Raw genomic sequence first — 26,480 nt, forward strand, 5'->3', positions numbered from 1 at the left:
TGCCGTCTAGCCCGCAAGGACAGGAATCTGGTATAATATCGGAAACCCGGATGAGATAATGTGCTGTGCCTGCGTCGTTTCCTCGCGTCCAGGGGGCGTAACTTTACTTGTCGGTCAGGGTCAGAGCGGATATTTGATGCAAATCAAATGAGCTTTCACTGTGCTTGCGGTATCAAGCAGGCAGTGGGAAATGCTCTGGTGCAGATTCGTATCCTGCGCAGAAGAAGACGTTCGGTCGCCGTAATATCGGTCGGGCAACTAAGGAGAAACCGGTGGATTATACTGCTCAGCTCGATTCAGCGATCGCAAGGCTGCATGACGAAGGACGGTACCGGACCTTCATTGATATCGAACGTCGCAATGGTCATTTCCCGCATGCGGTGCGCACGCGCCTCGATGGATCACAGCAAGATATCACTGTCTGGTGCGGCAACGACTATCTTGGCATGGGGCAACACCCTGTGGTGCTGGAGGCAATGCACGAGGCCGTGGGTGCCGCAGGCGCCGGATCAGGTGGAACCCGCAACATTTCGGGCACCACGGTTTACCACAAACGGCTTGAGGCCGAGCTGGCCGATCTACACGGCAAAGACGCTGCGTTGCTGTTCACCAGCGCCTATATCGCAAATGACGCGACACTCAGCACTTTGCCGAAACTGTTTCCTGGTCTGATCATTTATTCTGACGCATTGAACCATGCTTCGATGATCGAAGGGGTGCGCCGCAACGGCGGGTCCAAGCGGATCTTCCGTCACAATGACGTCGCCCATCTGCGCGAACTGCTTGAAGCGGATGATCCCACAACGCCCAAACTGATCGCCTTTGAGTCGGTGTATTCGATGGACGGCGATTTTGGCCCGATTGAAGAGATATGTGATCTGGCCGATGAATTTGGTGCGCTGACCTATATTGATGAGGTCCACGCCGTTGGCATGTACGGACCGCGCGGCGGTGGCGTGACCGAGCGTGATCGTCTGGCCCATCGGATCGACATCATCAACGGCACATTGGCCAAAGCCTATGGCGTCATGGGGGGCTATATCGCGGCCAGCACTAAAATGTGCGACGCTGTGCGGTCTTATGCTCCGGGCTTCATCTTTACGACGTCCCTGCCACCTGCCGTTGCTGCGGGTGCCGCAGCTTCGGTTGCCTACCTCAAAACTGCGTCCGAATTGCGAGAGCAGCATCAGACGCAAGCAAAGATCCTCAAGCTTCGGCTCAAGGGGATGGGCCTGCCACTGATTGATCACGGCAGCCACATTGTGCCCGTGATTGTCGGCAACCCCGTGCACACGAAGAAACTCAGCGATATGCTGCTGGATGACTATGGAATCTACGTCCAGCCCATCAATTTCCCCACTGTTCCGCGTGGAACAGAACGCCTGCGTTTCACACCGTCCCCGGTTCATGGACCTGACGAAATGAACCGTTTGATCCAGGCGATGGACGAACTTTGGTCACATTGTGCGCTAAATCGCGCCGAACTTACCGGTTAACCTAACGCTAAAGTGTGCAATTCGTATGCCGCGTGCTAAAATTACGCTAACAAAACTACGGCGCGAATCATTCTTTTAATGATTCGACCACGGCGTGAAACACGCACAGGCAGAATGGGGCAGCAGGGATGATTGGGCGCAGATCACAGCGCGGATCCGAAGGCGACACTGACGTCAGGCCCAAGGGCTTTGACGACTATGAGGTGCGGCTGGGCGACATGATGCGTGGTGAACGCGCAACAATGGGCAAATCCCTACTGGATGTGCAGCGCGAACTGCGGATCAAAGCCAACTACATTGCAGCCATAGAAGATGCCGACCCGGACGCCTTCGATACGCCCGGATTTATCGCTGGGTATGTGCGCTCTTACGCCCGCTATCTGGGGATGAACCCCGACGAAACTTTCTTTGCGTTTTGTAAGGAAAGCGGGTTTGAGGTCGCGCATGGCATGTCGGCCGAGGCGTCGGTGGTTCGAAAGACCTCGGGCAGCTTGCCGGCTCGCGGTCCGATGGGGCGCGATCCGTTTATCTCGCCAAACACTCCCTATATTCCCGGACGGGAATCGTTGGTCAGCCAGATAGAGCCGCGTGCTATCGGGTCGTCTCTGGTTCTGTTGGCTGTGATCGGCGGTATTGGATATGGCGGATGGTCCGTCCTGAACCGGATTCAGCAAGTGCAGGTAAGCCCGGTTGAACAGGCTCCGGTTGTCTTGTCTGATTTGGACCCGCTTGAGGCGGCGCGAGGCACCACCGAAGATCAAGTCGCGCTGATCGACACCCCCTCGGCTGAGGCTCTGGATAGGCTGTATCGCCCACAGGCCCTGGATTTGCCGGTGCTCGTTGCCCGTGATGCACCGATTTCTACACTGGACCCGCGTACCGTTGGCACCTTCCAGCCGCCTGAGCCGCCCAAGGTTGAGGTTGCCGAAGTCCATACGGTTCTTCGCCCGGCATTGCCGCAGGTGGTTGAACAGATTGATACGACCCTGAAAATCGTCGCCGTTGATCCGGCGTGGATGCGGGTCACCGCTGCGGATGGAAGTATCATCTTCGAGGGTACGCTTGGAACCGTCGAACAGGGCAGTACATTCGAGGTACCGCTGACAGAAGAACCGCCTAACCTACGTGCAGGTGCCGCTGGATCTGTCTATTTCTCGATGAATGGTGACCATTTCGGCCCGGTCGGAGCACCAGGAACTGTCGCTAAAGGTGTCGTTCTGTCCAAGGATGCGGTTTCCGAACGCTATACGGTAGCTGATCTTGAGGCCGAGCAAAACGTCGCCCTCAAGCAACTGGTGGCGGAACTTCAGGCGCAAAGCTCTGCCGCACCGACAGAATGATCTGGCCATTGCAGTGGCCAGTTAGGCTGACTATTTAAAGACCAACTCAGACAGTCTTGGACCCGTCCACATGTCCCTTAATCACGTGCGCCCATGGCGCAATATCTACCGCCGCAAATCTCGTCAGATCATGGTTGGAAACGTCCCCGTCGGAGGTGACGCTCCGATTGCGGTGCAGACGATGACCAACACGCTGACGACGGATGTGGCGGCGACTGTGGCTCAGGTGCAGGCCGCCGCAGAGGCGGGTGCGGATATCGTGCGCGTTTCGGTCCCGGATGAGGCCTCGTCCAAGGCGCTGAAAGAGATCGTGCGCGAAAGTCCGGTACCTATCGTGGCGGATATCCACTTTCACTATCGCCGTGGGATCGAAGCGGCCGAGGCAGGCGCAGCATGCTTGCGGATCAACCCTGGCAACATTGGCAATGAAAGTCGGGTGAAAGAGGTCATTCAGGCCGCGCGTGACCATAATTGCTCGATCCGGATCGGGGTGAATGCGGGAAGCCTGGAAAAGCATCTGCTCGAGAAATACGGCGAGCCTTGCCCCGAAGCGATGGTTGAAAGCGGGCTAGAGCATATCCGTATTCTTCAGGACAACGATTTCCACGAATTCAAGATCAGCGTGAAAGCCAGCGATGTCTTCCTGTCGGCAGCTGCCTATCAGGGCATCGCCGAGGCCACGGACGCCCCCATCCATCTGGGTATTACCGAGGCCGGAGGACTGGTTTCGGGCACCATTAAATCGGCGATTGGTCTGGGCAATCTGCTGTGGATGGGCATTGGCGACACGATCCGCGTCAGCCTGTCTGCGGATCCTGTCGAAGAGGTCAAGGTAGGGTTCGAGATCCTGAAATCTCTGGGCTTGCGCCATCGCGGGGTTAATATCATCTCATGCCCCTCTTGTGCGCGGCAGGGGTTCGATGTGATCAAAACAGTCGAGGCGTTGGAACAGCGTCTTGAACATATCAAAACACCAATGAGCCTTTCGATCATCGGCTGTGTCGTGAACGGCCCGGGCGAAGCGCTGATGACCGATGTCGGCTTTACCGGCGGCGGTGCCGGATCGGGTATGGTGTATCTGGCGGGCAAGGCCAGCCACAAGATGTCCAACGATCGGATGGTCGACCACATTGTTGAAGAGGTCGAGAAGAAGGCCGCTGAATTGGACGCTGCGCAGGAAGCCGCTGAGTAATTATCCAGCTTGATTGGCCGTTGAATGACCAGTTCGGCAGGCATGCAGGGTCAATTCATAGGGCCTGCACTTTATTGGCCGCGTGTATCTGGTGGACCCCAATCCCAGACACCTCATTGAAAACGCGACGCTGTTGGTCCACATTATTGTTAGGAATGAGATTTTCATTCCCGCTTAGATTTGTTGTTTTTGTTTCAAGGGTTTCTTAGTCGTATGCCAGTAAGTGATCGTTTGAAGAATAGATTGTCTCCTGCCTCTTCGGCCCTCGGTCTTTGCGGTCCGAACTCTTACAGGGGGCTTATGCAATGCGCCGTAACTTGAAAGCCTTCGGCCTGGGTGTAGTTATCGCCGGGTGTTCGGGTTTCATGGTGGCAGATAGCGTAGTGGCCGATCAGCCCGCATTTCCCGGTGCGGTGGGATATGGGCAGAACGCTACGGGTTGGCGTGGCGGCGAAGTGTTTCATATCACAACCCTGGACGATACCGGCCCGGGCAGCCTGCGTGAGTGCGTCGAAAATGACGGCTCCGGACGGGTTTGCGTTTTCGATATTTCAGGGACGATCACTGTAGACACCCAGATGAAAGTGGCTTCGAACACCTATATCGCCGGACAGACCGCACCGGGACAGGGGGTGCAGATCAAACTTGGCAAGGTTCTGGATTCACCCCTGATGATTTTTGAGGCGCAGGACGTTTTGCTGCGGAACCTCAAGTTTCGGCCCGGACCCAGTTACAAGCCCTCGTCGAACGTGGACGGGCTTTCCATAGAGAGCAGTTCGAATATCTACGTTGACCGTGTCTCGATCCAATTTGCCACGGATGAGAATCTGGGCGTTGGAACGGAAAACCTGCCAAGCGAAGATATCACGATTGCCCGCAGCATCTCAGCCCTGGCTCTGGATAAGTCCACCCATACAAAGGGAAAGCATTCAAAAGGAGCTCTGCTGTGTTCCGATGATGGAACGGCAAGGCAATGTGGGCGGGTCACCCTGTATCAAAACCTGTTTGCCCATAACCGCGACAGAAATCCAGACATCCAGTCGTCACCATCTGGGCAAGTCGACATTATTAACAACGTGTTCTACGACGCGACCTCGCAATTCGGTGAGTTCTGGAACCATTACGGCGACACATGGATCGCCTATGTGGGAAACGTGGTCCTGCCGGGCCCCAGTACACGGAACAGGCCGCCCCCCGCCGCATTTGAGGTGTTCCCTTATGGCGCGGACAAAGGGTTCAGCATCTCGGTTTTCGAACAAGATAACCTGCATCTGGACAGCCGTATTGAGCTGCTATGCGACAGATCAGTGAAGGGCAAGATTGCGGATGATGCGGCGGTCGAATTCCTTGTGGCTGAACCTCACCAGCCGCTGTCGGTTGAACCTGCCGAGGTGAGCACGACATACGAAACCGTTCTTGGAACCGTGGGGGCCCGGCACGGGGATGACCAAGCTTTGGACAGTCTGGATGCGATGGTGATCGAAAACGTCCGCGGCTGTGATGGACATCGGATAAACGATCCGGGCGAGGTGGGCGGTTGGCCGGATTTGCCCATTGTTCACGCGGCAGTTGATACTGACCGGGACGGAATGTCTGATACTTGGGAAACAGGGCGGACTGGCCTGGACCCGAATGATCCCTCTGATGTCTGGGCGGACCGGGACGGCGATGGCTGGTCTAATCTAGAGGAATATCTAAGCCACCTTGCTGGCGACCCGATGCCCTGACGGAAAGGCCGGCTCCTGTTGTGGAACCGGCCTGCCAAATCAGCCTTGCTCGGCGCGAACGGCGTTCGCAATTTGCTGCATCTGATCTGCTTTCAGGTACCCGCGCAGCATTTCGCTGCCCAGCACAAACGAAGGCGTGCCCGAAATCTGCATCCGCTGCGCCAATTCACGGGTCTTTTGGATTTCCTCGGTGACCTGTTCGCTGTCCATTGCCGCCAGAATCGCGTCACTGTCCAAGCCCAGCCCGTCCGAGATACGGCGCAAAGTAACCGGCGATGGTTCCCCGGTGAATTCGAGCAGGGCATCGTGAACCTGCTTATAGGCATCGTCCCCGGCAACATGTTTGGCGGCAACGGCAAAGCGGGATGAGATCATCGACGCGTCTCCGAGGATCGGAAACTCTTTGATCACAAGCCGAATATTGCCATCCTCGGCCAGCAGGCTGGCCACTTCGGGAACCGCACGGCGGCAATATCCGCAGCGATAGTCCATAAACTCAACCAACGTGATATCCCCGTCCGGATTGCCGCCCACCCAGCTGTACCCGTCGTTGAAAAGCTCATCAGCATTGCTGGCGACAAGCTCTTTATCCGCCTGCGCTTCTTCAACGGCGTTGCGTTGTTCCAGAATATTGATCGCTTCGATGATGACTTCGGGGTTTTCCAGAAGGTATTCGCGTACCTGCTCTCCGAATTGTTGTTTTTCGGCGTCGGTCAGTTGGCTCAGGTCCAGGGCCTGCGCCGATCCTGCGATCAGGGAAAGCCCCAGAAGGGCTGGTGCAGCGTGTCTGAGGATCATTTCCGTTTCCTTTTCGAATTACTCTTGTTTGCTTGTTCAAACGCAATCAACACATCTTGGGCCCGTTGCCAACCCGGTGATCCGACCGGCAACTGCGCAACCGCGCGTTTCGCGTGAATACCGGCGTCATCCAAACGGCCCTGCAGGGCATATCTTTCGGCTGTAACCGCCGATGCCATGCCAGTATTGCCTGTTTTGGCATAAGCTGCACCCAGGTCTTGCATCAATCTTGCGTTACGAAAATCTCTGGCCCGCGCTTTTTCAAGAATGGCCAAGGCTTCCACTGTCTTACCTTGAACCAACAGGGACCGCCCGTATCCGGCCAGGATAAGTGGGTTATTCGGCGCCAATTCAACGGCTTTGCCATATGCTGCTACCGCATCAGCCACTTGACGGTTTTCAAGCATGATCTGGCCTTTGAGGTCATAGTAATAGGGGTCATTGGGCCGGATTGCCAATGCACCATCAATCGCAGCGCGCGCTTTGGTCAGATCACGGTTTTGATGGTGGGCTGCTGCCTCGCGCATCAGTCGTATGTCCTGGGCGGTTTCTTCTTTGGCGCGCCGCATCGTCCATGTGGGCGAGCGGATGAAGGCCGATAGTTTACCTTTCGCCCTTGCGAACCAGTAATCGGCATTCTGGCTGGGTTTGGCTTTATCGCCGAACTCTTCCAGAAACGCCTCGGCGGCGCGCAACCTCTCGCGGCTGGTGGGGTGTGATCGCATGTATGGGTCCTGGTTGACCGTGTTTAACAGCTCTTGCCCCGCGAATTTACGGTGCAGAGACACCATGCCACTGGGCGAGATACCGGCCCAACGTAGATAGCTTGCTGCGCTGCGATCCGCCGAGGACTCTTCAGCGCGGGTGTGGCCAAGAAAGCTGCGCAGGGCTGCCGAATTAGTACCGGCTGCAATTCCGAATGCGGCCTCGCCGCCGCCAGCAGCTGCAGCAATCAGAGCCAAAGCCGTCCCAAGCCCGGCTTTTTGCCGTGCTGCATTCAGGTTTTCGTAACGGCGCGATAAATGCCCGTTGGCGATATGGGCCGCCTCATGTGCGATAACCGCCTGCAACATCTCGGGGCTTTCGACTGAAAGGATTAGCCCATAGTTCAGATAGATCGCATTGTAATCCAAAACGAAGGCATTGAACGTGCTGTCATTGACCACCAGTATCTGGACCCGGTTGGTATTTAGACCGGCGGCGCGCAGAACGGGAAAGGCCAGCTCTCGCAGACCGTGTTCAATATCTGGATCACGGATCAGGCTTTGGGCCTGAACAGCTCCTACGAGCCAAGTCACTGCAAACAGCAACAGGGCCGGGATTGACGCCAGCCTGGATACGCGTTCAAAAGCCATGATTGCAACATGGGAGATGGCCATGCGAAACTCAACCCGGTCCGGGATCGATCCGTTCATCGTGATGGACGTGATGGAGGCTGCCCGCAAAGCTGAAGAAGCCGGCCGTCACATCATCCACATGGAGGTCGGCCAGCCTGGAACCGGCGCACCCAAAGGGGCGACCGAGGCATTGGCTAAGGCAATGGAACAAGGCCCGCTGGGATATACCGTTGCATTGGGTCTGCCAGCACTGCGCCGCCGGATCGCGCAGATGTATGGCGAGTGGTATAATGTCGATCTCAATCCCGAACGGGTGGTGATAACCCCCGGTTCGTCAGGCGGATTCCTGCTGGCGTTTACCGCGCTGTTCGACGGCGGGGATCGCGTGGGTATCGGGGCCCCCGGCTATCCGTCATATCGGCAGATATTGCGGGCCCTGGGGCTGGTCGCGGTTGATCTGCCCACCGCTCCGGAACACCGCCTGCAGCCGGTGCCAGCCGATTTCGCCGGGCTAAATTTGCAGGGGCTGATGGTGGCCTCGCCCGCCAACCCGACAGGAACCATGCTGAACCATGCCGCGATGGGTGCGCTGATCGACGCCGCACACAGCCAGGGCGCGTCTTTCATCAGTGACGAGATTTATCATGGTCTGGAATACGAAGCCAAAGCCGTCACCGCGCTGGAGCTGACAGATGAGTGCTATGTGATCAACTCATTCTCTAAGTATTTCTCTATGACAGGTTGGCGTGTGGGCTGGATGGTTGTGCCCGAGGATCAGGTGCGCGTTGTCGAACGGATCGCGCAGAACATGTTTATCTGCGCGCCCCATGCCAGCCAGGTGGCGGCGCTGGCGGCGATGGAGTGTGATGAGGAATTGCAGGCAAATCTGGATGTCTATCGGCGGAACCGCGCGCTGATGCTGGATGGTCTGCCCAAAGCCGGTTTCACCAATATCGCGCCACCTGATGGAGCATTCTATGTTTACGCCGATGTGTCTGACCTGACCGACGACAGCCGTGCCTTTGCGGCTGAGATTTTGGATAAGGTCGGCGTGGCGGTCACTCCGGGGCTGGATTTCGATCCTCTGCGTGGGCACGGCACCATCCGTTTTTCCTATGCCCGCTCGACTGGGGATATCGAAGAGGGGCTTCGGCGACTTCAGCGTCTCATGACTGATCGGGGCTTGATTTCAACCCAAGCCTAAAGCGTTCACATCCAAGTGCGGGTCGGGTAGGCTGCGCTTCAAACGATCTCGGGAAAACTTGAGGCCATGAGCAGAATTATCTACGCCATCGCGCTGATCTGGGCGCTAGGCAGTGCCGCAGTTGCGCAGGATTTCAGCGCACTCGCCCGTGTTTTGCCAGACCAAAGTTCGATTGTTGATGACGGGCGGTCCGGTGTACGCATCCAGCTTGGGCTTAGCCAGGGGGTGCCTTATCGCGTTTTTACCCTGCGCGACCCGTATCGGATGATCCTGGATTTCCAGGAGGTAGACTGGACCGGTCTTGATCGTGACCGCTTTCTACAGACTGGCCGTATCAGCGGTGTGCAGTTCGGCTCTTATGTACCGGGCTGGTCCCGCATGGTACTCGAACTGGGCGCGCCTCTGGCGGTTGAGACGGCGGATATGCGAGTGGACTCTGCGACTGGGGCCGCGCATTTGACGCTTGGGCTGCAAGGGACAGATTTCGACAGTTTCGCAGCCAGCGCCGGAACGCCCCGGCAAACCGGCTGGGATTTGCCCGAACCAGCAGAGACATCGGTCGCTCCGGTGGGGCAGGGCAACGGAACTTTGCGTGTCATGTTGGACCCCGGGCATGGAGGAATTGATCCCGGCGCCGAAGTTGACGGTGATGATGAGAAAACGCTGATGCTGACCTTTGCCCGAGAGCTGCGCGAGATGCTATTGCGCACGGGCGGATACGAGGTTGAGATGACGCGGACCGATGATCAGTTCGTTTCTCTTGAACGTCGTATTGCATTGGCACACCGTGCAGGTGCAGATGTGTTCATCTCTTTACATGCCGACATTCTGACAGAAGGGCGGGCTCATGGCGCGGCCGTTTATACGCTGTCTCAAGATGCCTCGGATGTGGCAAGCCACAAACTGGCTGAGCGGCACGACCGCAGTGATTTGATTTCGGGCGTCGATCTGAGCGGTGCGGATGATCAGGTTGCAGATGTTCTGCTGGACCTTGCGCGTCAGGAAACCAGGCCGCGTACGGATGCGTTGGCACAAATGCTGGCGAATGGAATGACGCAACAGGGTGGTCCGATGAACAACAAGCCAATTCGCACAGCCTCATTTTCGGTTCTGAAGGCAGCGGATATTCCTTCCGTTCTGATTGAGCTTGGCTTCCTTTCCAGCCCTAGAGATTTGAAAAACATACGAAATCAGGAATGGCGCATGGGAATGGCGCGCGGTATTCGGGATGGGCTAGAGAAATGGCGCCAGGACGATATGGTAAAACGATCCCTGATTGGACAGTGACCCCGTGGCGCAAACCGGCTATTATTGGCCATGGTGTTTTGACCCTGCACAGGTGCGACACTATATAGGCGGCACCGCGAGCAAAAGGCAGTAACGTGATCCGTTTCATTCTTTCGATTTTCGGGGCGATATTCAGCCTCGTGACCCTGGGTATTTTTATGGCTGCGCTGGTTATCGGCGCGGTGTTCTGGATGTATGGGCGCGACCTGCCCAGTCACGAATCCCTGGCGCAGTACAAACCGCCCACGATCAGCCGAATTTATTCTGGCGAGGGTCAGCTGATCGACGAATTTGCGCAGGAACGCCGTCTGTTCACCCCGTCAGAAGAAATCCCCGAACTGGTTAAGCAGGCCTTTATTTCGGCCGAAGACAAAAATTTCTATAATCATAAGGGCTATGATCCGCGCGGGATTATTGCCGCTGGTGTCGAGGCAGTGAAATCCAAGGGCGAGAATGTACGGGGTGCATCGACGATCACACAGCAGGTAATGAAGAACTTCCTGTTGTCGGGGGACCGTCGGGCCGAGCGCAAGATCAAAGAGATCATCCTGGCCACACGGCTTGAGAATACGCTGGATAAGGAACAGATCCTAGAACTGTACATGAACGAGATTTTTCTGGGCCAGAACTCGTATGGTGTAACCGCAGCCGCGCAAACCTATTTCAATAAGACCCTTCAGGAATTGGCTCCGCATGAGGCCGCCACTTTGGCGGCTATGCCCAAGGCGCCGTCGGATTATCACCCGGTTCGGCAGAAAGAACGCCTTGTGAACCGGCGCAATTATGTGCTGCGCGAGATGAACCAAAACGGTTATATCGACACGGCGACCTATGAGGCCGAGGTCGAGATGCCTTTGCGGTCTGTCCAGAATGGTGATTTCGAAAGTTTCCGCACCGCCTTACCGCCGCGGGATTACTTCACCGACGAAATCCGCCGCCAGCTGAGCGAAGATTTCGGCGAGGGCGAGTTCTTCACAGGTGGTTTTACTGTCCGCGCCTCTGTGGACGAGGAAATGCAAGTCAAAGCCGCGCACGCCCTGCGCGAGGCGCTGCAGAAATACGACCGGTCTCGTGGAAAATGGCACGGGACCGACGAAGTGATCGCCGAAGAAATACTGGCGGATGAGGTGCAGTGGCGTGAGGCCTTGGCGATTTTGGAAATCCCCCGTGATGTGGTTCTGCCTACGCAGTGGTATCCCGCCGTAGTACTGGATGTCGGTGAGCAGGCCCTGACCGTCGGCATTGAAAATGGTCCGGCTGACGGCATCATCCCGCGCTCGGACATCAAGTGGATGCAGGGCAGCTTCTTCGACAACTTCAAACGCGGTGACGTCATTCTGGTGATGGCCGGGGAAGAAGGCCAATGGTCGGCCCGTCAGGTCCCCGAGGTTCAGGGCGGCTTTGTTGCGATGGACGTGAACTCGGGCCGGGTTTTGGCGATGCAGGGCGGATTCTCGTATCAGGATTCTGTGTTCAACCGTGCCACGCAAGCGCAGCGTCAACCCGGGTCAAGCTTTAAGCCTTTCGTTTATGCTGCTGCGTTGGACAGCGGGTATAGCCCTGCGACCATTGTGGTCGACGCTCCGATCGAAGTGAACACACCGCAGGGCCTGTGGCGACCCAAGAATTCGACCAACAAATTCTACGGGCCGACGCCATTGCGTACCGGGATTGAACAGTCGCGGAACCTGATGACCATCCGTCTGGCGCAAGAAGTCACGATGCCCGTGGTTGCCGGATACGCGGAACGCTTTGGCGTTTATGACCGGATGGGTGCTTTCCTGGCCAACTCGCTGGGGTCCGAAGAGACGACGCTGTACAAGATGGTTGCGGCCTATGCGATGTTCGCAAATGGCGGCGAGCGGGTTGAACCCACTCTGGTTGACCGTATTCAGGATCGGTTCGGCAAGACAATCTATCGCCACGATGACCGCCAGTGCCTGGATTGTAATTCGGCCTGGCTGGAACCTGATGAATCCCCCACGATCGAGACCAACCGCAGTCAGGTCATGGATGCGATCACCGCTTATCAGCTGACGTCGATGATGAAAGGTGTCGTGGATCGTGGCACGGCATCCCGTGTTGTCAATCTGCCGGTGCCGACCGCAGGTAAGACCGGGACAACCAATGAATCCAAAGACGCCTGGTTCATCGGCTTTACTTCGAACATCGTTGCTGGCTGCTATATCGGCTACGACCGTCCGCGCCCGATGGGCCGGGGCGCTTATGGCGGCACTTTGTGCGGTCCCGTGTTCCAAAGCTTCATGGAGACAGCTGTCGAGAAATACGGGGGAGGTCCGTTCGAGGTGCCACCGGGTGGTCACTTTATCAAAATCGACCGATTCAGCGGTGCACGCTTGCCCTCTGATGCGTCCGGAGATTTTGTCGTGGCCGAGTATTTCCGCGATGGCGCCGACGGCTTTATCGACCGCATCTATGACGGTGGTTTTGCGATGGGTTCCGACCTGCCGCTGTTTGAAGAGGTCAACAGTTCGGGTCGTCAGGTGACCACGTCGACCGGCGACACCATCACCGTTGGCCCAAATGCCAGCCAGGGCGATTTGCAGGGCGGCGGGCTTTACTGATCCGCCGCGCGCAACAAACGGTTCAAGAGCGTTGCCTCGGGCGCTGTTGAAACTATCCCATGGCCGCGGCACATGACGGATAGCGCACATTTTGCAGCGGCCCATTGGGCAAGACGTTTCCGCGACACACCTAACGCTCCGGAGTAAAGCTGGAGGCAGCGTTCGATCTGGTCGCGGCTGCGAACCAGACCAGGCATGCCTTTGGGGTGCCGCAATGCGTTTGCAAGTTCAAAAGCAGGATCGCCCAGATACCCCTTTGCATCAATTACCCGTGCCCCTGAAGACGTCTGAATTACGTTATCGGTGTGAAGGTCACCATGCAGCGGCACCACCTGCGGTTGGCTCGTCAGAAGGTTTGATGCCAGTTCCGTTGCGCGGATCACATCGCGTTGTAGCGCATCGGGGCAACCGTGGGCTTTTGGTGAAGGCGGTGGGCCATATCCGAGAAAACCTGCAGCGCGCTTTCAGCGTTTCCGTCACGCGCGATGTCACCCAGTGTCGGACCCTCCAACCACTCCATCAATACGGCTTTGCCCGCTTCGGCATAAATGGCAACCGCGCCACGATCCCGCCAGAGCGACAAAAGCCGGGTCGCCGCCGCCTCATTCCCGCGATCTGCGCGGTGATACAGCTTTAGCGCAGCCGGCCCATGATCCTGCGCATGTACTTTCCAGACTATCGCATGCTGAGCTTCGGCAATCAGCGTGGCACGGCATAATCCCCAGCAATCCATGATATCAGCCGGAACAATATGCATTCAGGTCTCCGCTGTCTTGTGGTGGCCCCACGCTCTTGCTATCACGCAGGCCTGATTGAGCAAGTTGGGACGTAACCATGCGCGCCGAGACCCAGAATACCGTGGTGGAAATCGAAAAGTCGCTAGAGCTGCTGGCGCAGCGCATGGACTATGAAACCGCACCTCACCGCCTTGAGGAATTCAATGCGCGGGTCGAGGATCCCAACCTGTGGGACAACCCCGAGAATGCGCAGAAACTGATGCGCGAGCGGCAGATGCTGGTCGATGCTATTGAAATCTATGAATCCATCAAAACCGACCTCAGCGACAATATGGAATTGATCGAACTGGGCGAGATGGAAGAGGACGAAGAGGTCGTCACCGACGCAGAAGAGGCGATCAGAAAGCTGAAGGCCAAAGCCGCCAAGAAAGAGCTTGAGGCTCTGCTGGACGGAGAGGCCGACGGCAACGACACCTTCCTCGAGATCAATTCGGGCGCAGGCGGCACCGAAAGCTGCGACTGGGCTTCGATGCTGGCGCGGATGTATGTCCGCTGGGCCGAGAAAAAGGGCTATACGGTCGAGTTGCAATCCGAGACCTCGGGCGAAGAGGCGGGTATTAAATCCGCAGCGTACAAAATTTCTGGCCACAACGCCTATGGCTGGCTGAAATCGGAAAGCGGCGTGCATCGGCTGGTGCGAATTTCACCTTATGACTCGGCGGCCAAACGGCATACATCGTTCAGTTCGGTCTGGGTTTACCCGGTGGTGGACGACAATATCGAGATCGAGGTCAACCCGTCCGAGATTCGCATCGACACCTACCGGTCCTCGGGGGCAGGAGGCCAGCACGTGAACACGACAGACTCGGCCGTGCGGATCACGCATATCCCGACCGGGATCGTTGTTACATCATCCGTGAAATCCCAGCACCAGAACCGTGATATTGCGATGAAAGCGCTGAAATCCCGCCTGTACCAGCAAGAGCTGGACCGCCGCAATGCTGACATCAACGCAGCCCACGAGGCAAAGGGCGATGCGGGCTGGGGCAACCAGATCCGGTCGTATGTTCTGCAGCCTTACCAGATGGTGAAGGACCTGAGGACCAACTATGAAACCTCGGATACCAAGGGGGTTTTGGATGGGGATCTTGACGGGTTCATGGCCGCCACACTGGCCTTGAACGTGGCCGGAAAAAGCCGCTCCGAAGCGCAGGGCGAAGGCTGATAGTAGCGCGTTCGATGCCCATGATGAAGCTGATCAAAGGACATTGGCAACTGATTGCGCTTGTCGCTTTGGTGTTTGTGTTCTGGTCTACGCCGATTGTGGTGCCTCTGAAGATACTCATCGTTTTCCTGCACGAGCTGTCGCACGCGATAACCGTCGTCCTAACCGGTGGTTCGGTCGAGAGCTTCTCGATCTCACCGCAGCAGGGTGGTCTTGTCACAGCGCGTGGTGGGCAAAGGTTCTTCAGCCTGTCCGCCGGTTATCTCGGGTCGCTGGCGCTAGGGATGGGGTTGTTGCTGATAGCATTGCGCACGCATTGGGACCGAGCGGTGCTGGGTGGATTTGGCGGCGTGATGCTGTTGGTAACAGCGCTTTATGTCCGCGATCCCTTTGCCATGGCGTTTTGTGCAGGTGTTGGGGCGGTAATGATCGGCATGGCGTTCTATCTAAGTCGGCCGATCTGTGATCTGGCTTTACGCGTGATCGGGCTGACCAGCGTGATCTATGTGCCTTATGATATCTTTGATGACACGATCCGGCGCTCGGGTGTCCGCTCGGATGCCTACATGCTGGCTCAAGAATTCGGCGGCACGACCATGATGTGGGGCGGGATCTGGCTTGTGTTAAGCGTCCTTTCCATCCTTTTGTGCGTAAAACACTTTCTTGGGCACGACAGCAATTTGCATTTTGAGACTCGATCCAAGTGACCTCGGGTGGTCTTTGCTAAAAAGATGCATTCAAACTGAGGGTTTAAATGAGGATACGCTCCGGCTAGGCTGACCAAAAAGGTGGAGCCCAGGGATGGATCTAGGCCAAATAACAGCTGCCGAATTGTTGAGTGCATTGTCCTCTGGGCGTTTATCGGCGGCTGAGCTGATGCAACTGACGCTAGAGCGGATCGGCGCAGTGAACGAGCGCCTGAATGCAATCGTGGCGATGCGTGATCCTGATGATTTGATGGCCGAGGCCCGTGCTGTTGATGCCGGACCAAACCGTGGTCCGCTGCATGGTCTGCCGATTGCCGTCAAAGACTTGGTGAATGTTGCGGGCGTCGTTTCGTCCCAAGGATCACCAATCCTGAATGGGTTCATTCCGGAAACAGACGATCTGTTAGCCCAGCGGATGAAAGAGGCCGGGGCAATCCTGATCGGTAAAACCAATACCCCGGAATTCGGGTTGGGCTCACATACGTTCAATCCAGTATATGGCGTGACATGCAATCCATATGACCCCGAGCGTACCTGCGGCGGTTCATCCGGCGGGGCTGCAGTCGCGCTGGCGTCTGGCATGGTGGCGCTGGCCGATGGGTCTGACATGATGGGCAGCCTGCGCAACCCTGCGGCATGGAACAACGTCTACGGCTTCAGGCCCAGTTGGGGGCGGGTGCCAAACGAACCCGACGGTGACGGGTACTTGCACCAGCTTTCTACATTGGGCCCGATGGCGCGGAGCCCCGAAGATATTGGTCTATTGCTTGATGTGATCAGCGGCACTCATCTGTCTCAACCTTTGGGTCATCCGGGGGAAAGCGTGTCTCCGGTCCAACCCGCTGATCTGACCGGAATGCGTATCGGGTGGTTGGATGACTGGGGCGGAGCCTTTCCATTCGAACCTGGTATCCGCGAGATTTGCCGTGACGCGCTCGAGGTGTTCACTCAACTCGGGGCCAAGGTCGAACCCCTCACACCGCCCTTTGACGCAGACCAGATGTGGAATAGCTGGATTACATTGCGTTCGTGGAGCGTGGCCGCCGGTCTTGCGTCTCTGACAGAACACCGCGCGTCACTGAAGGATACTGCGCAATGGGAACTGGACCGTGGTCTGGCGCTGACAGCGATGCAGGTCCATCGTGCCAGTGTTGTGCGAACCGAGTGGTTCCGACGTGCGACCGAAGTTTTCCAGGACTATGATGCGCTTATCCTGCCGTCGGCCCAGGTCTGGCCATTCGACTTGCAGCTTGCATTTCCCACCGAAATCAACGGCACCCGGATGGATACCTATCACCGTTGGATGCAGGTCGTGGTGCCGGTCAGCCTGATCGGACTGCCTTGCCTCTCGGTTCCTGTTGGATTTGGATCCGAAGGCTTGCCGATGGGGATGCAGATCTTCGGTCCGCGCGGAGCGGATTCTCGTATTTTGTCCATCGGATCCGCATATCATTCTGCCACCAGTTGGCCGCAAAAACGACCCGCGTGAAAATCGACCGGATACGAAGGATAAAAGCCATGGACAAACAGTTTGGTGTTCCGAACATGGGGCGGGTAGATGTCGAAATGCTGCACGAGGCCCTAAGGCGAGGCTGGAGCGATTTTCGCCGCGCTCCGCTCTTTGGGCTGCTCTTTTCCGGGTTCTATGTATTGATGGGCTGGCTGATGGTTTGGGTCACTCTCACGACCGGAACGACCTATTGGCTGATTTTGGCCGCAATCGGTTTCCCGATGCTGGGCCCCTTTGCCATGGTGGGGCTGTATGAGGTATCGCGGCGCATTCAAGAGGGTGAAGGTTTGGATTCTCGGGCCATATTTGGCGTAATCCTGGGTCAAAGCCGCCGTCAGTTACCTTCGATCTGCGCCATCATCGTTGTGATGTTTCTGTTCTGGTTCTTTCTTGGCCACATGATCTTTGCCCTTTTTATGGGGCTATCGACCATGACCAATGTGTCTTCGTCCCTTGAGGTGTTCCTTACATCAAACGGGTTGACGATGTTGGCGGTTGGAACAGCTGTTGGCGCGATTTTTGTGACCATCCTCTACATGATCACGGTGCTTTCAATTCCGATGCTTTTGGACCGAGAGCTGGATTTTGTGACCGCAATGATTGCCAGCTATAGCTATGTGGCCGCAAACCGCAGATTGATGCTGGGGTGGGGCGCGCTGATTGCGGTTCTGACGTTTGCCGCAATGATTCCCTGGTTTTTCGGCTTGTTGATCGTACTGCCGCTATTGGGGCACGCCAGTTGGCACCTTTACTGGCTGATCTCTCAGGGCGGGGAAAGTGCGGGTTAACACGGCAGGATCGTCGTCAAGCGCGGGCCATGGCTTCTGGTCGGCGTGCAATGCGCGCGGCGGCCAGGACTGTCGAGGTGTCGTCCCCTAGATGTCTGAGCAATATCCGCCGTGTCGTCGTTGCGGTAGCTGTAGTTTTTGACAGGCAAATTGCGACACCGCGCCAACAGTTTGTTTGATTTTCAATTCCACGTGTCACCAGATAGATCCTGCTTTTCTGAGACGCACGACAGGACATGAGCATATAAATCTGCCGCCCGGCACAGGCCACGATACCCTGGACTTCGCGCTCTGCGACTGATGCTCCGGGTGTCTCGGAAATTGGTTCAAACCCTCTAACCAAAGTACATTGCGGTAACCTCCGGGCGTGAAAAAGCCTGTGTCTCAGGGGTTTTGTTCCATCAAGCTCTGTCTCGGTCGCATAATAGAATCCGCCGGGAAACAGTATTTCAGTCAGGGTGGCTGGGGTGGACCCCAGAAACTCGGTCAGGGCGACCGCAGCCGGGTGCTTGGACGGTTGGTCAATCTGATCCAAGGGATGGAGCAAAATCCGAGCATCAACATCAAAAAAGCGGCATATTCGGTCAAGGACATCGGGTCGGGGAAAGCTTTCGCCGCCAAGATAGCGATTGAACTGAGTTCGGTTCACTCCAAGCTGGCGGCACAGCTCAGAAACTGAATTATATTGTCCAGCAAGAGTTCGCAGATTGGCGCCGAACATCCTGCGTAGGTCGTCGGGGCTGCGGCTGTCGTTCGTCATTTTCGTCCCGGTACTTGTGTGTATTCCGAATAACCGCGACACAACTGGCCAACAAACCAGGCGCTGTCTGAAATCGTACAGATGACCCAGCGGACGCATCCCAACGCCGCGCTACCCTTGAAGGCTAACGCGATGATGCACAGACGCAATAGGTTAATTCTGATTTAGCTTAAACTTTTTAGGCAAATGTGACGTTGATGTTCACGTTTGGCGTATTGTGATCTTGCAAATTGGGTATTGCCGATACCCCGCCGCCAACTGGATGCGCCGGCGGGGCAGTTTTGGTCAATCGCCGCGCAACAGGGCTGCAACGCCGGTTCGGGCGATTTCGATCAGACCCAGCGGGCGCATGAGATCGGCAAAGGCGTCGATCTTGTCAGGTGCGCCAGTGATCTCAAAAATGAACGAATTCAACGTGCTGTCCACGACATTGGCACGGAAAATATCGGCCAGACGCAGCGCCTCGACCCGCTTGTCGCCGTCGCCGACCACCTTGATGATGGCCAATTCCCGCTCGACCGACGCGCCTTCGACCGTCAGGTCATGCACGTCGCGTACCGATACGATCCGGCCCAGCTGCGCCTTGATCTGTTCGATCACCTGCGGTGTGCCGGTGGTGACGATGGTGATGCGACTGAGGTGGCCGGTATGGTCAACCTCGGCCACGGTCAGGCTTTCGATGTTATAACCACGGCCCGAGAACAGGCCGATGACGCGGGCTAGAACCCCCGGTTCATTCTCGACCAGAACTGCAATGGTATGGCGTTCCTGCACGTCGGAAAACGTGGGTCGTAGGTTATAGGCCGAATGGCGGGTGGAGCCTTTTTTGATATGTAGGGCAGACATGCTGAGCTAGTCCTCTTCGTAGCGAAGGTTCGATACACCTTCGGCATTCTCCAGAATTTTCCAAATTGCGCCACGCAATGCATCCACCTTGGGGGCTGCGTGGTATTTCTTGAACATCTTTCTCACATGCTCGGTCTTTGGTGAGAACTGAACCAGATGGCCATCACCATAGTTTGAGCAGCCGAAAACCAGGGCAAACGGCTCGTCATGATCAATTTCGTGATACCATCCCCAGTCCTCGGCACAGGCGAAGGAAACCTCAAACCCGGATGCGGCAAGCTCTTTACTCAGAAAGATGCTGAGTTCCTTGCCAAACACATCCGGATTGATGAAATCATCAGCTTCTTCGTTCAACTCGTCCGGCGTAGGCTGGAAGCGCGTTGCGTCAAAACTGATCATCTGCGCTGTCATACCAGAACCGAACCTTTGCTATCGATTACGCCCTGCGTCTCGGCCTCGCCCAGCAGCATCTCGTTATGGGCCTTGCCCGACGGGATCATGGGGAAGCAGTTCTCGTGCTTTTCGACCAGACAGTCGAAGATCACGGGGCCGTCATAGTTGATCATCTCCATGATCGCATCGTCCAGATCGGCGGGGTCAGAACACAAGATACCCTTGGCGCCAAACGCCTCGGCGAGCTTGACGAAATCAGGCAGCGCTTCGGACCAGGAATGCGAATACCGTTCGCCATGCAGCAGTTCCTGCCACTGGCGCACCATGCCCAAGCGTTCGTTGTTCAGGATGAACTGTTTCACCGGCAGGCGATACTGCGTAGCAGTGCCCATTTCCTGCATGTTCATCAGCCACGAGGCCTCACCAGCCACGTTGATCACCAGCGCGTCGGGATGTGCCATCTGAACACCGATCGAGGCCGGGAATCCGTAACCCATCGTGCCCAGACCACCTGAGGTCATCCAGCGGTTGGGATCTTCGAAGCCAAGGTATTGAGCGGCCCACATCTGGTGTTGGCCAACCTCGGTCGTGATGTAACGGTCATGTTTTTTGGTCAGTTCTTCAAGGCGTTGCAGCGCGTATTGCGGTTTGATGGTCTTTTCGCTGTTGGTATAGGCAAGGCAGTTCACCTTGCGCCATTCGCCGATCTGTTCCTGCCATTTCGCAATAGCTGCGGTGTTGGTCTTGCGACCGCGCGATTTCCAGACCTTGAGGATGTCCTCAAGCACGTGGGCCACATCGCCAACAATCGGGATATCAACGCGGATCACCTTGTTGATCGAAGACGGGTCGATGTCGATATGCGCTTTTTTGGAATCGGGCGAGAACGCGTCGATCCGTCCAGTGATGCGGTCATCAAAACGAGCGCCGATATTGATCATCAGATCGCAATCATGCATCGCCAGATTGGCCTCATACAACCCGTGCATGCCCAGCATACCAAGCCAGTTTTTGCCCGACGCCGGATAGGCGCCCAGACCCATCAGGGTCGAAGTGATCGGGAAATCTGTTGCGTCTACCAGTTCCCGCAGCAACTGGCTGGCTGCCGGGCCCGAATTGATGACGCCGCCGCCGGTGTAAAAGACGGGTTTCTTGGCGGTCTCAATCGCAGCAACCAACTCGGTGATCTCTTCCAGATCGCCCTTCACTATCGGTTGGTAGTGCGAGGTCGAGGGCTTTGGGGCGCTATAGTCACCGGTTGCGAACTGAACGTCTTTGGGGATATCGACCAGAACCGGACCAGGACGGCCCGAGGTGGCGACATGGAACGCCTCGTGCAAGGTATCGGACAGCGAATTCGTGTCCTTTACCAGCCAGTTATGTTTGGTGCAGGGGCGGGTGATGCCAATAGTATCAGCCTCCTGAAAGGCGTCCGAGCCGATCATGAAGGTTGGAACCTGTCCGGTCAGAACAACAATCGGGATCGAGTCCAGAAGCGCATCGGTCAGCCCGGTCACCGCATTGGTAGCGCCGGGGCCCGAGGTCACAAGCGCAACGCCGGGCTTGCCGGTCGAGCGGGCATAGCCTTCGGCGGCGTGAACCGCACCCTGTTCGTGACGCACCAGAATGTGGCGAATGTCGTTTTGCAGAAAGATCTCGTCATAGATCGGTAGCACGGCGCCGCCGGGGTATCCGAATACCGTGTCCACGCCCTGATCCTTAAGGGCCTGAACTACCATCTTTGCGCCGGTCATCTCACGTGTCATCTGCTTTGCTCCATTGGCGACATGTGTCTTGCGTTTCGCATAAAAAAAGCCCCCGAGATTTTCGGAGGCGCATGGGTTCGATTATGGTTTACCGTTACCGGCCCATGCGCGTGGTTCCTACGATTACGACTAGCGTTCTCATCGCCAGAGGCTCCTTTTTGCGTGGGTTGGACATTATGGGCGGTGGAAAGGGGCGTCAACAGGCAATTGCACCAATTTTCTAACTTCTGGGTGGTATTTTGCGACATTTTATTGCGCATTTTGACGCATGTTCGGAACTTTCGGGATTTTCACCCCTTTGCAATGCTTGGCGAGTGGCACGGAAGTGTCGAAATGCGTCATGCCGATGTCCGAAACGGGCATGATCGTGATTTTAGGCTGAGTCACGCTGGACTTAATTGCAGTGGCGAGGGAGGCCGAACATGTTACAGGATCTGGTTGATCTCGGGCGATACCCGATAGACCGCCCCGGTTCATGGGCATATGAGCAGCTGATAGGTGATCTGAGGCGCGAGCTGGATCGGGACGGCTGTGCTGTTCTTCCAGGTTTCGTACACGAGGATGGCGTGGCGCGTTTGCTGAAAGAAGCCGATAAGACTGCCGTTGGTGCACATAGGTCATTTAGCCGAACGAATCCGTATTTCACCAAAGACGACCCGGCATTGGCGCCAAGCCATCCGGTGCGTCGATTTTATGATCGGTCGAATGCCTTTGTGCCAGCGGACAGTTTTTCCAAATCCGGACCGCTGCGACGTATTTATGAGTTCGCTGGTTTTTTACCTTTCATTCGAACGGCATTGAACGAGTCCGAAGACCGGTTCTTTCGCTACGATGATCCTTTGGCTGATGTCATCATCAACGTGGTCGAAGAAGGGCAGGGGTTTCCCTGGCATTTTGACACCAACAACTACACCGTGACGCTGGCCATTCAGAATGGAGAATTCGGTGGTGAATTCGAATATGCCCCCAACCTACGAAGCGCCGAGGTTGAGAATTTCGCGGCCGTTTCTGCGGTTCTGGACGGTGATCGGACACGGGTGCACCAGTTGGTGTTGAATCCAGGGGATCTGCAGATTTTCAAAGGGCGCTATTCCTTGCACCGGGTCGCTCCCGTGAAAGGAGAGCGCAGACGATATGTCGGGATCTTTTCTTTTGTCGAAACCGAAGGCATGTGCGGTGGGGTGGAACGGACCCGTCAGTTGTATGGGCGTGTTCTTCAGCATCACCATGACAAGGAAGGAGTCCGGCGCGACGCCCTTCTGGATTGACGGTAACTAAGAGTGCTCTCGCCCGTTGCCCGCCTGCCTGCGGCGGCTAGGCCGAGCAGCGCGTGCCGCGCTACGGGATCAGAACCCTGGGCTGGTGCCCTGTAGAACGCCGTGCTCCAGCGCATAGCGGGTCAGGCCGGCAGTTGAGGATATGCCCAATTTTCGTTTGATGTTCTTGCGATGGGTTTCGACCGTTCGCACTGAGATATCAAGTGTTTGGGCGACTTCCTTGTTCGATTTCCCTTGTGCCAGCTCCAGCAAGATCGTCTGCTCGCGCCCGGTCAAGGCCTCGCGCGTTGTGTCGCCTTTGGGTTTGAGGGAACCGCTTGCGCCCGTGCACAAATATTGTTCACCCCGCATGACGGCGTCGATGGCCTTTTTGATTTCATCCGTTGGGACGTCCTTGAGCACGTACCCTTTTGCACCATGGCTGAGAGCAGTCGAAATATATTCGGGGCTGTCATGCATGGACAGGATCAGAATGCAGGTGTCCGGTATGCGTTCAAGGATGATCTCGGTTGCGCTCAGGCCACTTAGCCCGGGCATGTTCAGGTCCATCAGGATGACGTCAGGCTTCAGATCGGCAACCTGGTCAACCGCTTTCTTTCCGCTGCTGAGTGTCCCGACCACGGTGATGTCGTCATAGCTTTCGAGGATCGACTGGATCCCCTCGGCCACCATTGGATGATCGTCGACAATCAGGACCCGGATCGTCTGGTCGCTCATGTACCGGCCTTTCGGTTCGGAGTTGCGTCTTCCTGCGGCGGCAACAGGTGGCTGAGTGGCAGGCTGACCTCGATCACTGTGCCGCTGCGGTGGCCGCGTGATGACAGAATACGCAGCGATCCGTCAAGTTGCTCGATCCGTTCCTGCATATTGCGCAACCCAATCCCGGTACTGCCCCGACCCGGAGAGTTGCGCAAACCGCGGCCATTGTCGGTTATTCGCATGGTCGCGCCTTTCTTGTGCCCGCGCAGATCGATGGTGACATGGGTGGCTCCGGAATGGCGTTCGATATTGGTCAGGGCCTCTTGGGCGATGCGGTAGAGGGCGATCTTGCTATCCTGATCCAGCCGGTTGCGGAAAACAACGGTCGAGAAATCGGTCTCGATCCCGGTTCTCTCGCGGAAATCATCTGTCAGAGCCTCAAGCGCGGGGCCGAGGCCCAAATCGTCCAGCACGCCGGGGCGCAAGTCGCGACTGATGCGGCGGACCTCGCTGATGGCGGTTCCCAGATGCTCGATCCCCTTGTCCAGTGGATCATGCGCGCCCACATCATCGCCGCGCGACAGGCGACGGCGGGCGTTGTCCAACGCAAAGCGCACGCCCACAAGGATCTGGCTGATCCCGTCATGAAGCTCGCGTGCCACACGGCCGCGCTCTTCCTCTTGTGCGTCGAACACCCGTTGGGTCAGCTGTTTCAGCTTGGCATCGGCCAGACGTCTTTCGCGGATGTTCAACAGCATGCCCGAGGCAAAGACGATCAGAACAGCGGCCAGAACAATGGCGCCGATATACATAAAGGTACGCTGCACGCGCGCTTCAACCTCGGCCCGGGCGCTGGCAACGGCGGCAACGATGTCGTCGATGAACACGCCGGTGCCCACAACCCAGCGCCAATCCTGAAGGCCGACGACATAGGCGATCATCTGCGCTTCTTCCCCGGTCGAGGGCTTTTGCCACATAAAGCTGTGCCAACCCGCACCCTGACGAGCAAGGCGAATGAACTCATTCACCACCGGTGTGCCGTCGCTGTCGGTCAGACCCTCCCAATTTCGGTTGATGAACTCAGTCTGACGGGGGCTGACCAGATTGGTGCCGTCATAGTCATAGACGAAAAAGAACCCGTCCTGCCCATAGATCATGGCCGACAGGATTTGCGCGACCTGAGTTTTGGCGGCGGTGTCATCCGGAGCCGCGCGCCCGTAGATATAGGCAAACCCATTGCGCGCCTGAGTCACATAGTTGCGCAGCTCTTCCTTCTTGGCCTGAATCAAAGAGCGTTCCAGTGCTTCAATTTCGCGCTCGGCAGTGGCGCGCGCCTCATAGGCAACCATCACCGCAATCGCGGCCACCGCCACGACCAGCGGGATCGCCGCCACCAGCGACAGCTTTTGAGCATAGGTCAACGAGACCAGTTGTCGAAGTCTTTGCATGGACGAATCGATACGCAAGCCACAGCAGAATTGCAAAAAGATTGGGCCTCTGGCGGGAAAACGGCACCAAAAATCCCTGTATTGCTATGATTGGACCGTTATTGCCTGTGCAATTCGCGCAGAAAGCCGCGTTTCTACGCAGTAGTAGGTATTCCCTTTCACTTCCTTGTGACTAGTCTTGCCGCTGTTGAATACGACAGGCCCGGACAATCCGGGTCATGATTATGAAGGGGAGGATCACTCATATGGACCGTCGTTCATTTCTGAAAACATCCGCACTGGGCGGCTCGGCTGCTGCAGCGACCACGCTGGCGGCACCGGCCTATGCACAGGGCAAGCGCACGCTGACCATGGTCACATCCTGGGGCCGTGGCCTTGCAGGTGTGTTCGACAGCGCGCAGCGTTGCGCCGACAGCATCACCACCATGTCGGACGGCAACCTGAACGTTGAGATCAAAGCAGCCGGTGAGCTGGTTGGCGCGTTCGAAGTGTTTGACGCGGTATCATCCGGTCAGGCCGACATGTACCACGCGGCAGACTATTATTTTGTGGGTCAGCATCCGGGCTATGCATTCTTTACCGCTGTTCCGTTTGGTATGACCGCCCAGGAACTGGTGAACTGGTACTACCATGCCGGTGGTATGGAACTGCATGACGAGCTGGGCGAAATCTTTGGCCTGAAATCCTTCCTGGCTGGTAACACCGGTGCGCAGGCGGGTGGCTGGTACTCGAAAGAGATCAACAGCCCCGAAGATTTCAACGGCCTGAAGTTCCGCATGCCGGGGCTGGGCGGTAAAGCTCTGGGTAAACTGGGCGCATCCGTGCAGAACATTCCGGGCTCCGAAGTGTATCAGGCGCTGTCATCCGGCGCGATCGACGGAACCGAGTGGATCGGTCCGTGGGCTGACGAAAAAGCCGGTTTCCAGGAAATCACCAAGACATACTACACCGCGGGCTTCCATGAGCCGGGTGCGGGTCTTTCGCTGGCAACCAACCGCGAGGTCTATGACAGCCTGTCTGCCTCGCAGCAGAAGATCATCGAGATCGCCGCAGGTGAATGCCATCAGTGGAACCTGGCGCAATTCCTGGCCAACAACGGCGCGGCGCTGCAGCGTCTGCAGGCTGGTGGCGTCAAGGTCATGGAGTTCCCGGACAGCGTTTGGGACGCGTTTGGTGCCGCAAGCCAGGAAGTCCTGGACGAGAACATGGGCGACGAGCTGTTCAAGCGCATCCACGACAGCGCGATGGAATCCATGGCCGCGTCTTCGGCCTGGAACAATCTGTCGTCGGGTGTCTACACCTCGCAGCGCGACCGCGTTCGCGGCTAAGTCACTTCGATCTTTGAAATCGGTTCCCCC

23 protein-coding genes are annotated in these 26,480 nt (G+C 56.8%); 13 read left to right on the forward strand and 10 right to left on the reverse strand.

Annotated features, from left to right (window positions below; genetic code table 11):
- The first annotated feature begins 272 nt into the window (after positions 1-272).
- From hemA to AC2FH9_RS09000, 4 genes are all read left to right on the forward strand, one after another.
- Positions 273-1,496 (forward strand): 5-aminolevulinate synthase, encoded by a 1,224-nt coding sequence (hemA, locus tag AC2FH9_RS08985; protein ID WP_496871272.1) that lies wholly within the window; start codon positions 273-275, stop codon positions 1,494-1,496.
- 128 nt (positions 1,497-1,624) lie between these two features.
- Entirely contained in the window at positions 1,625-2,836 is a 1,212-nt protein-coding gene (locus AC2FH9_RS08990) for a helix-turn-helix domain-containing protein (protein WP_142633252.1), read from the forward strand.
- 70 nt (positions 2,837-2,906) lie between these two features.
- Positions 2,907-4,028 carry a flavodoxin-dependent (E)-4-hydroxy-3-methylbut-2-enyl-diphosphate synthase gene (ispG, locus tag AC2FH9_RS08995; RefSeq protein ID WP_496871273.1) on the forward strand — a complete coding sequence of 374 codons (1,122 nt, stop codon included), beginning with the start codon at positions 2,907-2,909 and terminating at the stop codon, positions 4,026-4,028.
- Positions 4,029-4,333: 305 nt separating this feature from the next.
- On the forward strand, positions 4,334-5,755 hold the full coding sequence (locus tag AC2FH9_RS09000; protein WP_282027355.1) for a pectate lyase family protein: 1,422 nt from the start codon (positions 4,334-4,336) through the stop codon (positions 5,753-5,755).
- 39 nt (positions 5,756-5,794) lie between these two features.
- On the opposite strand, the gene AC2FH9_RS09005 is transcribed toward AC2FH9_RS09000, so the two are convergent.
- Together AC2FH9_RS09005 and AC2FH9_RS09010 are read right to left on the reverse strand one after the other, a co-directional pair.
- On the reverse strand, positions 5,795-6,553 hold the full coding sequence (locus AC2FH9_RS09005) for a DsbA family protein (protein ID WP_142633258.1): 759 nt from the start codon (positions 6,551-6,553) through the stop codon (positions 5,795-5,797).
- Complete coding sequence (locus AC2FH9_RS09010) at positions 6,550-7,932, reverse strand: M48 family metalloprotease (RefSeq protein ID WP_496688382.1); 1,383 nt, start codon at positions 7,930-7,932, stop codon at positions 6,550-6,552. Before AC2FH9_RS09010 ends, AC2FH9_RS09005 begins: the two co-directional genes overlap by 4 nt.
- Between AC2FH9_RS09010 and AC2FH9_RS09015 the strand changes: the two genes are divergently transcribed.
- The 3 genes from AC2FH9_RS09015 (at position 7,931) to AC2FH9_RS09025 (ending at position 12,966) form a co-directional block, all read left to right on the forward strand.
- Entirely contained in the window at positions 7,931-9,094 is a 1,164-nt protein-coding gene (locus AC2FH9_RS09015; protein WP_496871274.1) for a pyridoxal phosphate-dependent aminotransferase, read from the forward strand. The genes AC2FH9_RS09010 and AC2FH9_RS09015 overlap by 2 nt on opposite strands.
- A 66-nt stretch (positions 9,095-9,160) precedes the next feature.
- The gene (locus tag AC2FH9_RS09020) at positions 9,161-10,381 is read left to right on the forward strand and encodes an N-acetylmuramoyl-L-alanine amidase (protein WP_496871275.1); all 1,221 of its coding nucleotides are present in this window, start codon (positions 9,161-9,163) and stop codon (positions 10,379-10,381) included.
- Between the two features lie 95 nt (positions 10,382-10,476).
- Entirely contained in the window at positions 10,477-12,966 is a 2,490-nt protein-coding gene (locus AC2FH9_RS09025; RefSeq protein WP_496701263.1) for a penicillin-binding protein 1A, read from the forward strand.
- Here AC2FH9_RS09025 and AC2FH9_RS09030 read toward each other — a convergent pair.
- Together AC2FH9_RS09030 and AC2FH9_RS09035 are read right to left on the reverse strand one after the other, a co-directional pair.
- Positions 12,960-13,349, reverse strand: a complete 390-nt coding sequence (locus AC2FH9_RS09030; RefSeq protein ID WP_496792496.1) for an aminoglycoside phosphotransferase family protein — start codon at positions 13,347-13,349, stop codon at positions 12,960-12,962. The two genes, AC2FH9_RS09025 and AC2FH9_RS09030, sit on opposite strands and share 7 nt — an antisense overlap.
- On the reverse strand, positions 13,346-13,723 hold the full coding sequence (locus tag AC2FH9_RS09035) for an aminoglycoside phosphotransferase family protein (RefSeq protein WP_496871276.1): 378 nt from the start codon (positions 13,721-13,723) through the stop codon (positions 13,346-13,348). Before AC2FH9_RS09035 ends, AC2FH9_RS09030 begins: the two co-directional genes overlap by 4 nt.
- Before the next feature lie 77 nt (positions 13,724-13,800).
- Between AC2FH9_RS09035 and prfB the strand changes: the two genes are divergently transcribed.
- The 4 genes from prfB to AC2FH9_RS09055 all read left to right on the forward strand — a co-directional run bounded on the left by prfB (position 13,801) and on the right by AC2FH9_RS09055 (position 17,933).
- Entirely contained in the window at positions 13,801-14,928 is a 1,128-nt protein-coding gene (prfB, locus tag AC2FH9_RS09040; protein WP_496871277.1) for a peptide chain release factor 2, read from the forward strand.
- 14 nt (positions 14,929-14,942) lie between these two features.
- Positions 14,943-15,635: a M50 family metallopeptidase gene (locus tag AC2FH9_RS09045; RefSeq protein WP_496871278.1), complete on the forward strand. Its 693-nt coding sequence runs from the start codon at positions 14,943-14,945 to the stop codon at positions 15,633-15,635.
- A 94-nt stretch (positions 15,636-15,729) separates the two neighbouring features.
- Entirely contained in the window at positions 15,730-17,124 is a 1,395-nt protein-coding gene (locus AC2FH9_RS09050) for an amidase (RefSeq protein WP_496871279.1), read from the forward strand.
- 29 nt (positions 17,125-17,153) lie between these two features.
- Positions 17,154-17,933, forward strand: a complete 780-nt coding sequence (locus AC2FH9_RS09055) for a DUF2189 domain-containing protein (RefSeq protein WP_496695758.1) — start codon at positions 17,154-17,156, stop codon at positions 17,931-17,933.
- A gap of 16 nt (positions 17,934-17,949) precedes the next feature.
- On the opposite strand, the gene AC2FH9_RS09060 is transcribed toward AC2FH9_RS09055, so the two are convergent.
- The 4 genes from AC2FH9_RS09060 to AC2FH9_RS09075 form a co-directional block, all read right to left on the reverse strand.
- Complete coding sequence (locus AC2FH9_RS09060; protein WP_496691086.1) at positions 17,950-18,792, reverse strand: helix-turn-helix domain-containing protein; 843 nt, start codon at positions 18,790-18,792, stop codon at positions 17,950-17,952.
- 186 nt (positions 18,793-18,978) lie between these two features.
- Positions 18,979-19,539 carry an acetolactate synthase small subunit gene (gene ilvN, locus AC2FH9_RS09065; protein ID WP_142633282.1) on the reverse strand — a complete coding sequence of 187 codons (561 nt, stop codon included), beginning with the start codon at positions 19,537-19,539 and terminating at the stop codon, positions 18,979-18,981.
- A gap of 6 nt (positions 19,540-19,545) precedes the next feature.
- The gene (locus AC2FH9_RS09070; protein WP_496691088.1) at positions 19,546-19,938 is read right to left on the reverse strand and encodes a hypothetical protein; all 393 of its coding nucleotides are present in this window, start codon (positions 19,936-19,938) and stop codon (positions 19,546-19,548) included.
- Positions 19,939-19,946: 8 nt separating this feature from the next.
- Complete coding sequence (locus tag AC2FH9_RS09075) at positions 19,947-21,698, reverse strand: acetolactate synthase 3 large subunit (protein ID WP_271947532.1); 1,752 nt, start codon at positions 21,696-21,698, stop codon at positions 19,947-19,949.
- A 422-nt stretch (positions 21,699-22,120) separates the two neighbouring features.
- Here AC2FH9_RS09075 and AC2FH9_RS09080 point away from each other — a divergent pair, with 422 nt between their 5' ends.
- Positions 22,121-22,966: a HalD/BesD family halogenase gene (locus AC2FH9_RS09080; RefSeq protein WP_496871280.1), complete on the forward strand. Its 846-nt coding sequence runs from the start codon at positions 22,121-22,123 to the stop codon at positions 22,964-22,966.
- Positions 22,967-23,044: 78 nt separating this feature from the next.
- Here the strand turns inward: AC2FH9_RS09080 and AC2FH9_RS09085 are convergent, their stop codons facing one another.
- The gene (locus AC2FH9_RS09085; RefSeq protein WP_142633290.1) at positions 23,045-23,692 is read right to left on the reverse strand and encodes a response regulator transcription factor; all 648 of its coding nucleotides are present in this window, start codon (positions 23,690-23,692) and stop codon (positions 23,045-23,047) included.
- Positions 23,689-25,122, reverse strand: coding sequence for a cache domain-containing protein (locus tag AC2FH9_RS09090; protein WP_142633292.1), 1,434 nt, complete (start codon positions 25,120-25,122; stop codon positions 23,689-23,691). Before AC2FH9_RS09090 ends, AC2FH9_RS09085 begins: the two co-directional genes overlap by 4 nt.
- Before the next feature lie 245 nt (positions 25,123-25,367).
- Between AC2FH9_RS09090 and AC2FH9_RS09095 the strand changes: the two genes are divergently transcribed.
- Entirely contained in the window at positions 25,368-26,450 is a 1,083-nt protein-coding gene (locus tag AC2FH9_RS09095; protein WP_142633295.1) for a TRAP transporter substrate-binding protein, read from the forward strand.
- Positions 26,451-26,480: the final 30 nt, after the last annotated feature.

This window comes from Ruegeria sp. CDSC081 (assembly GCF_059610485.1).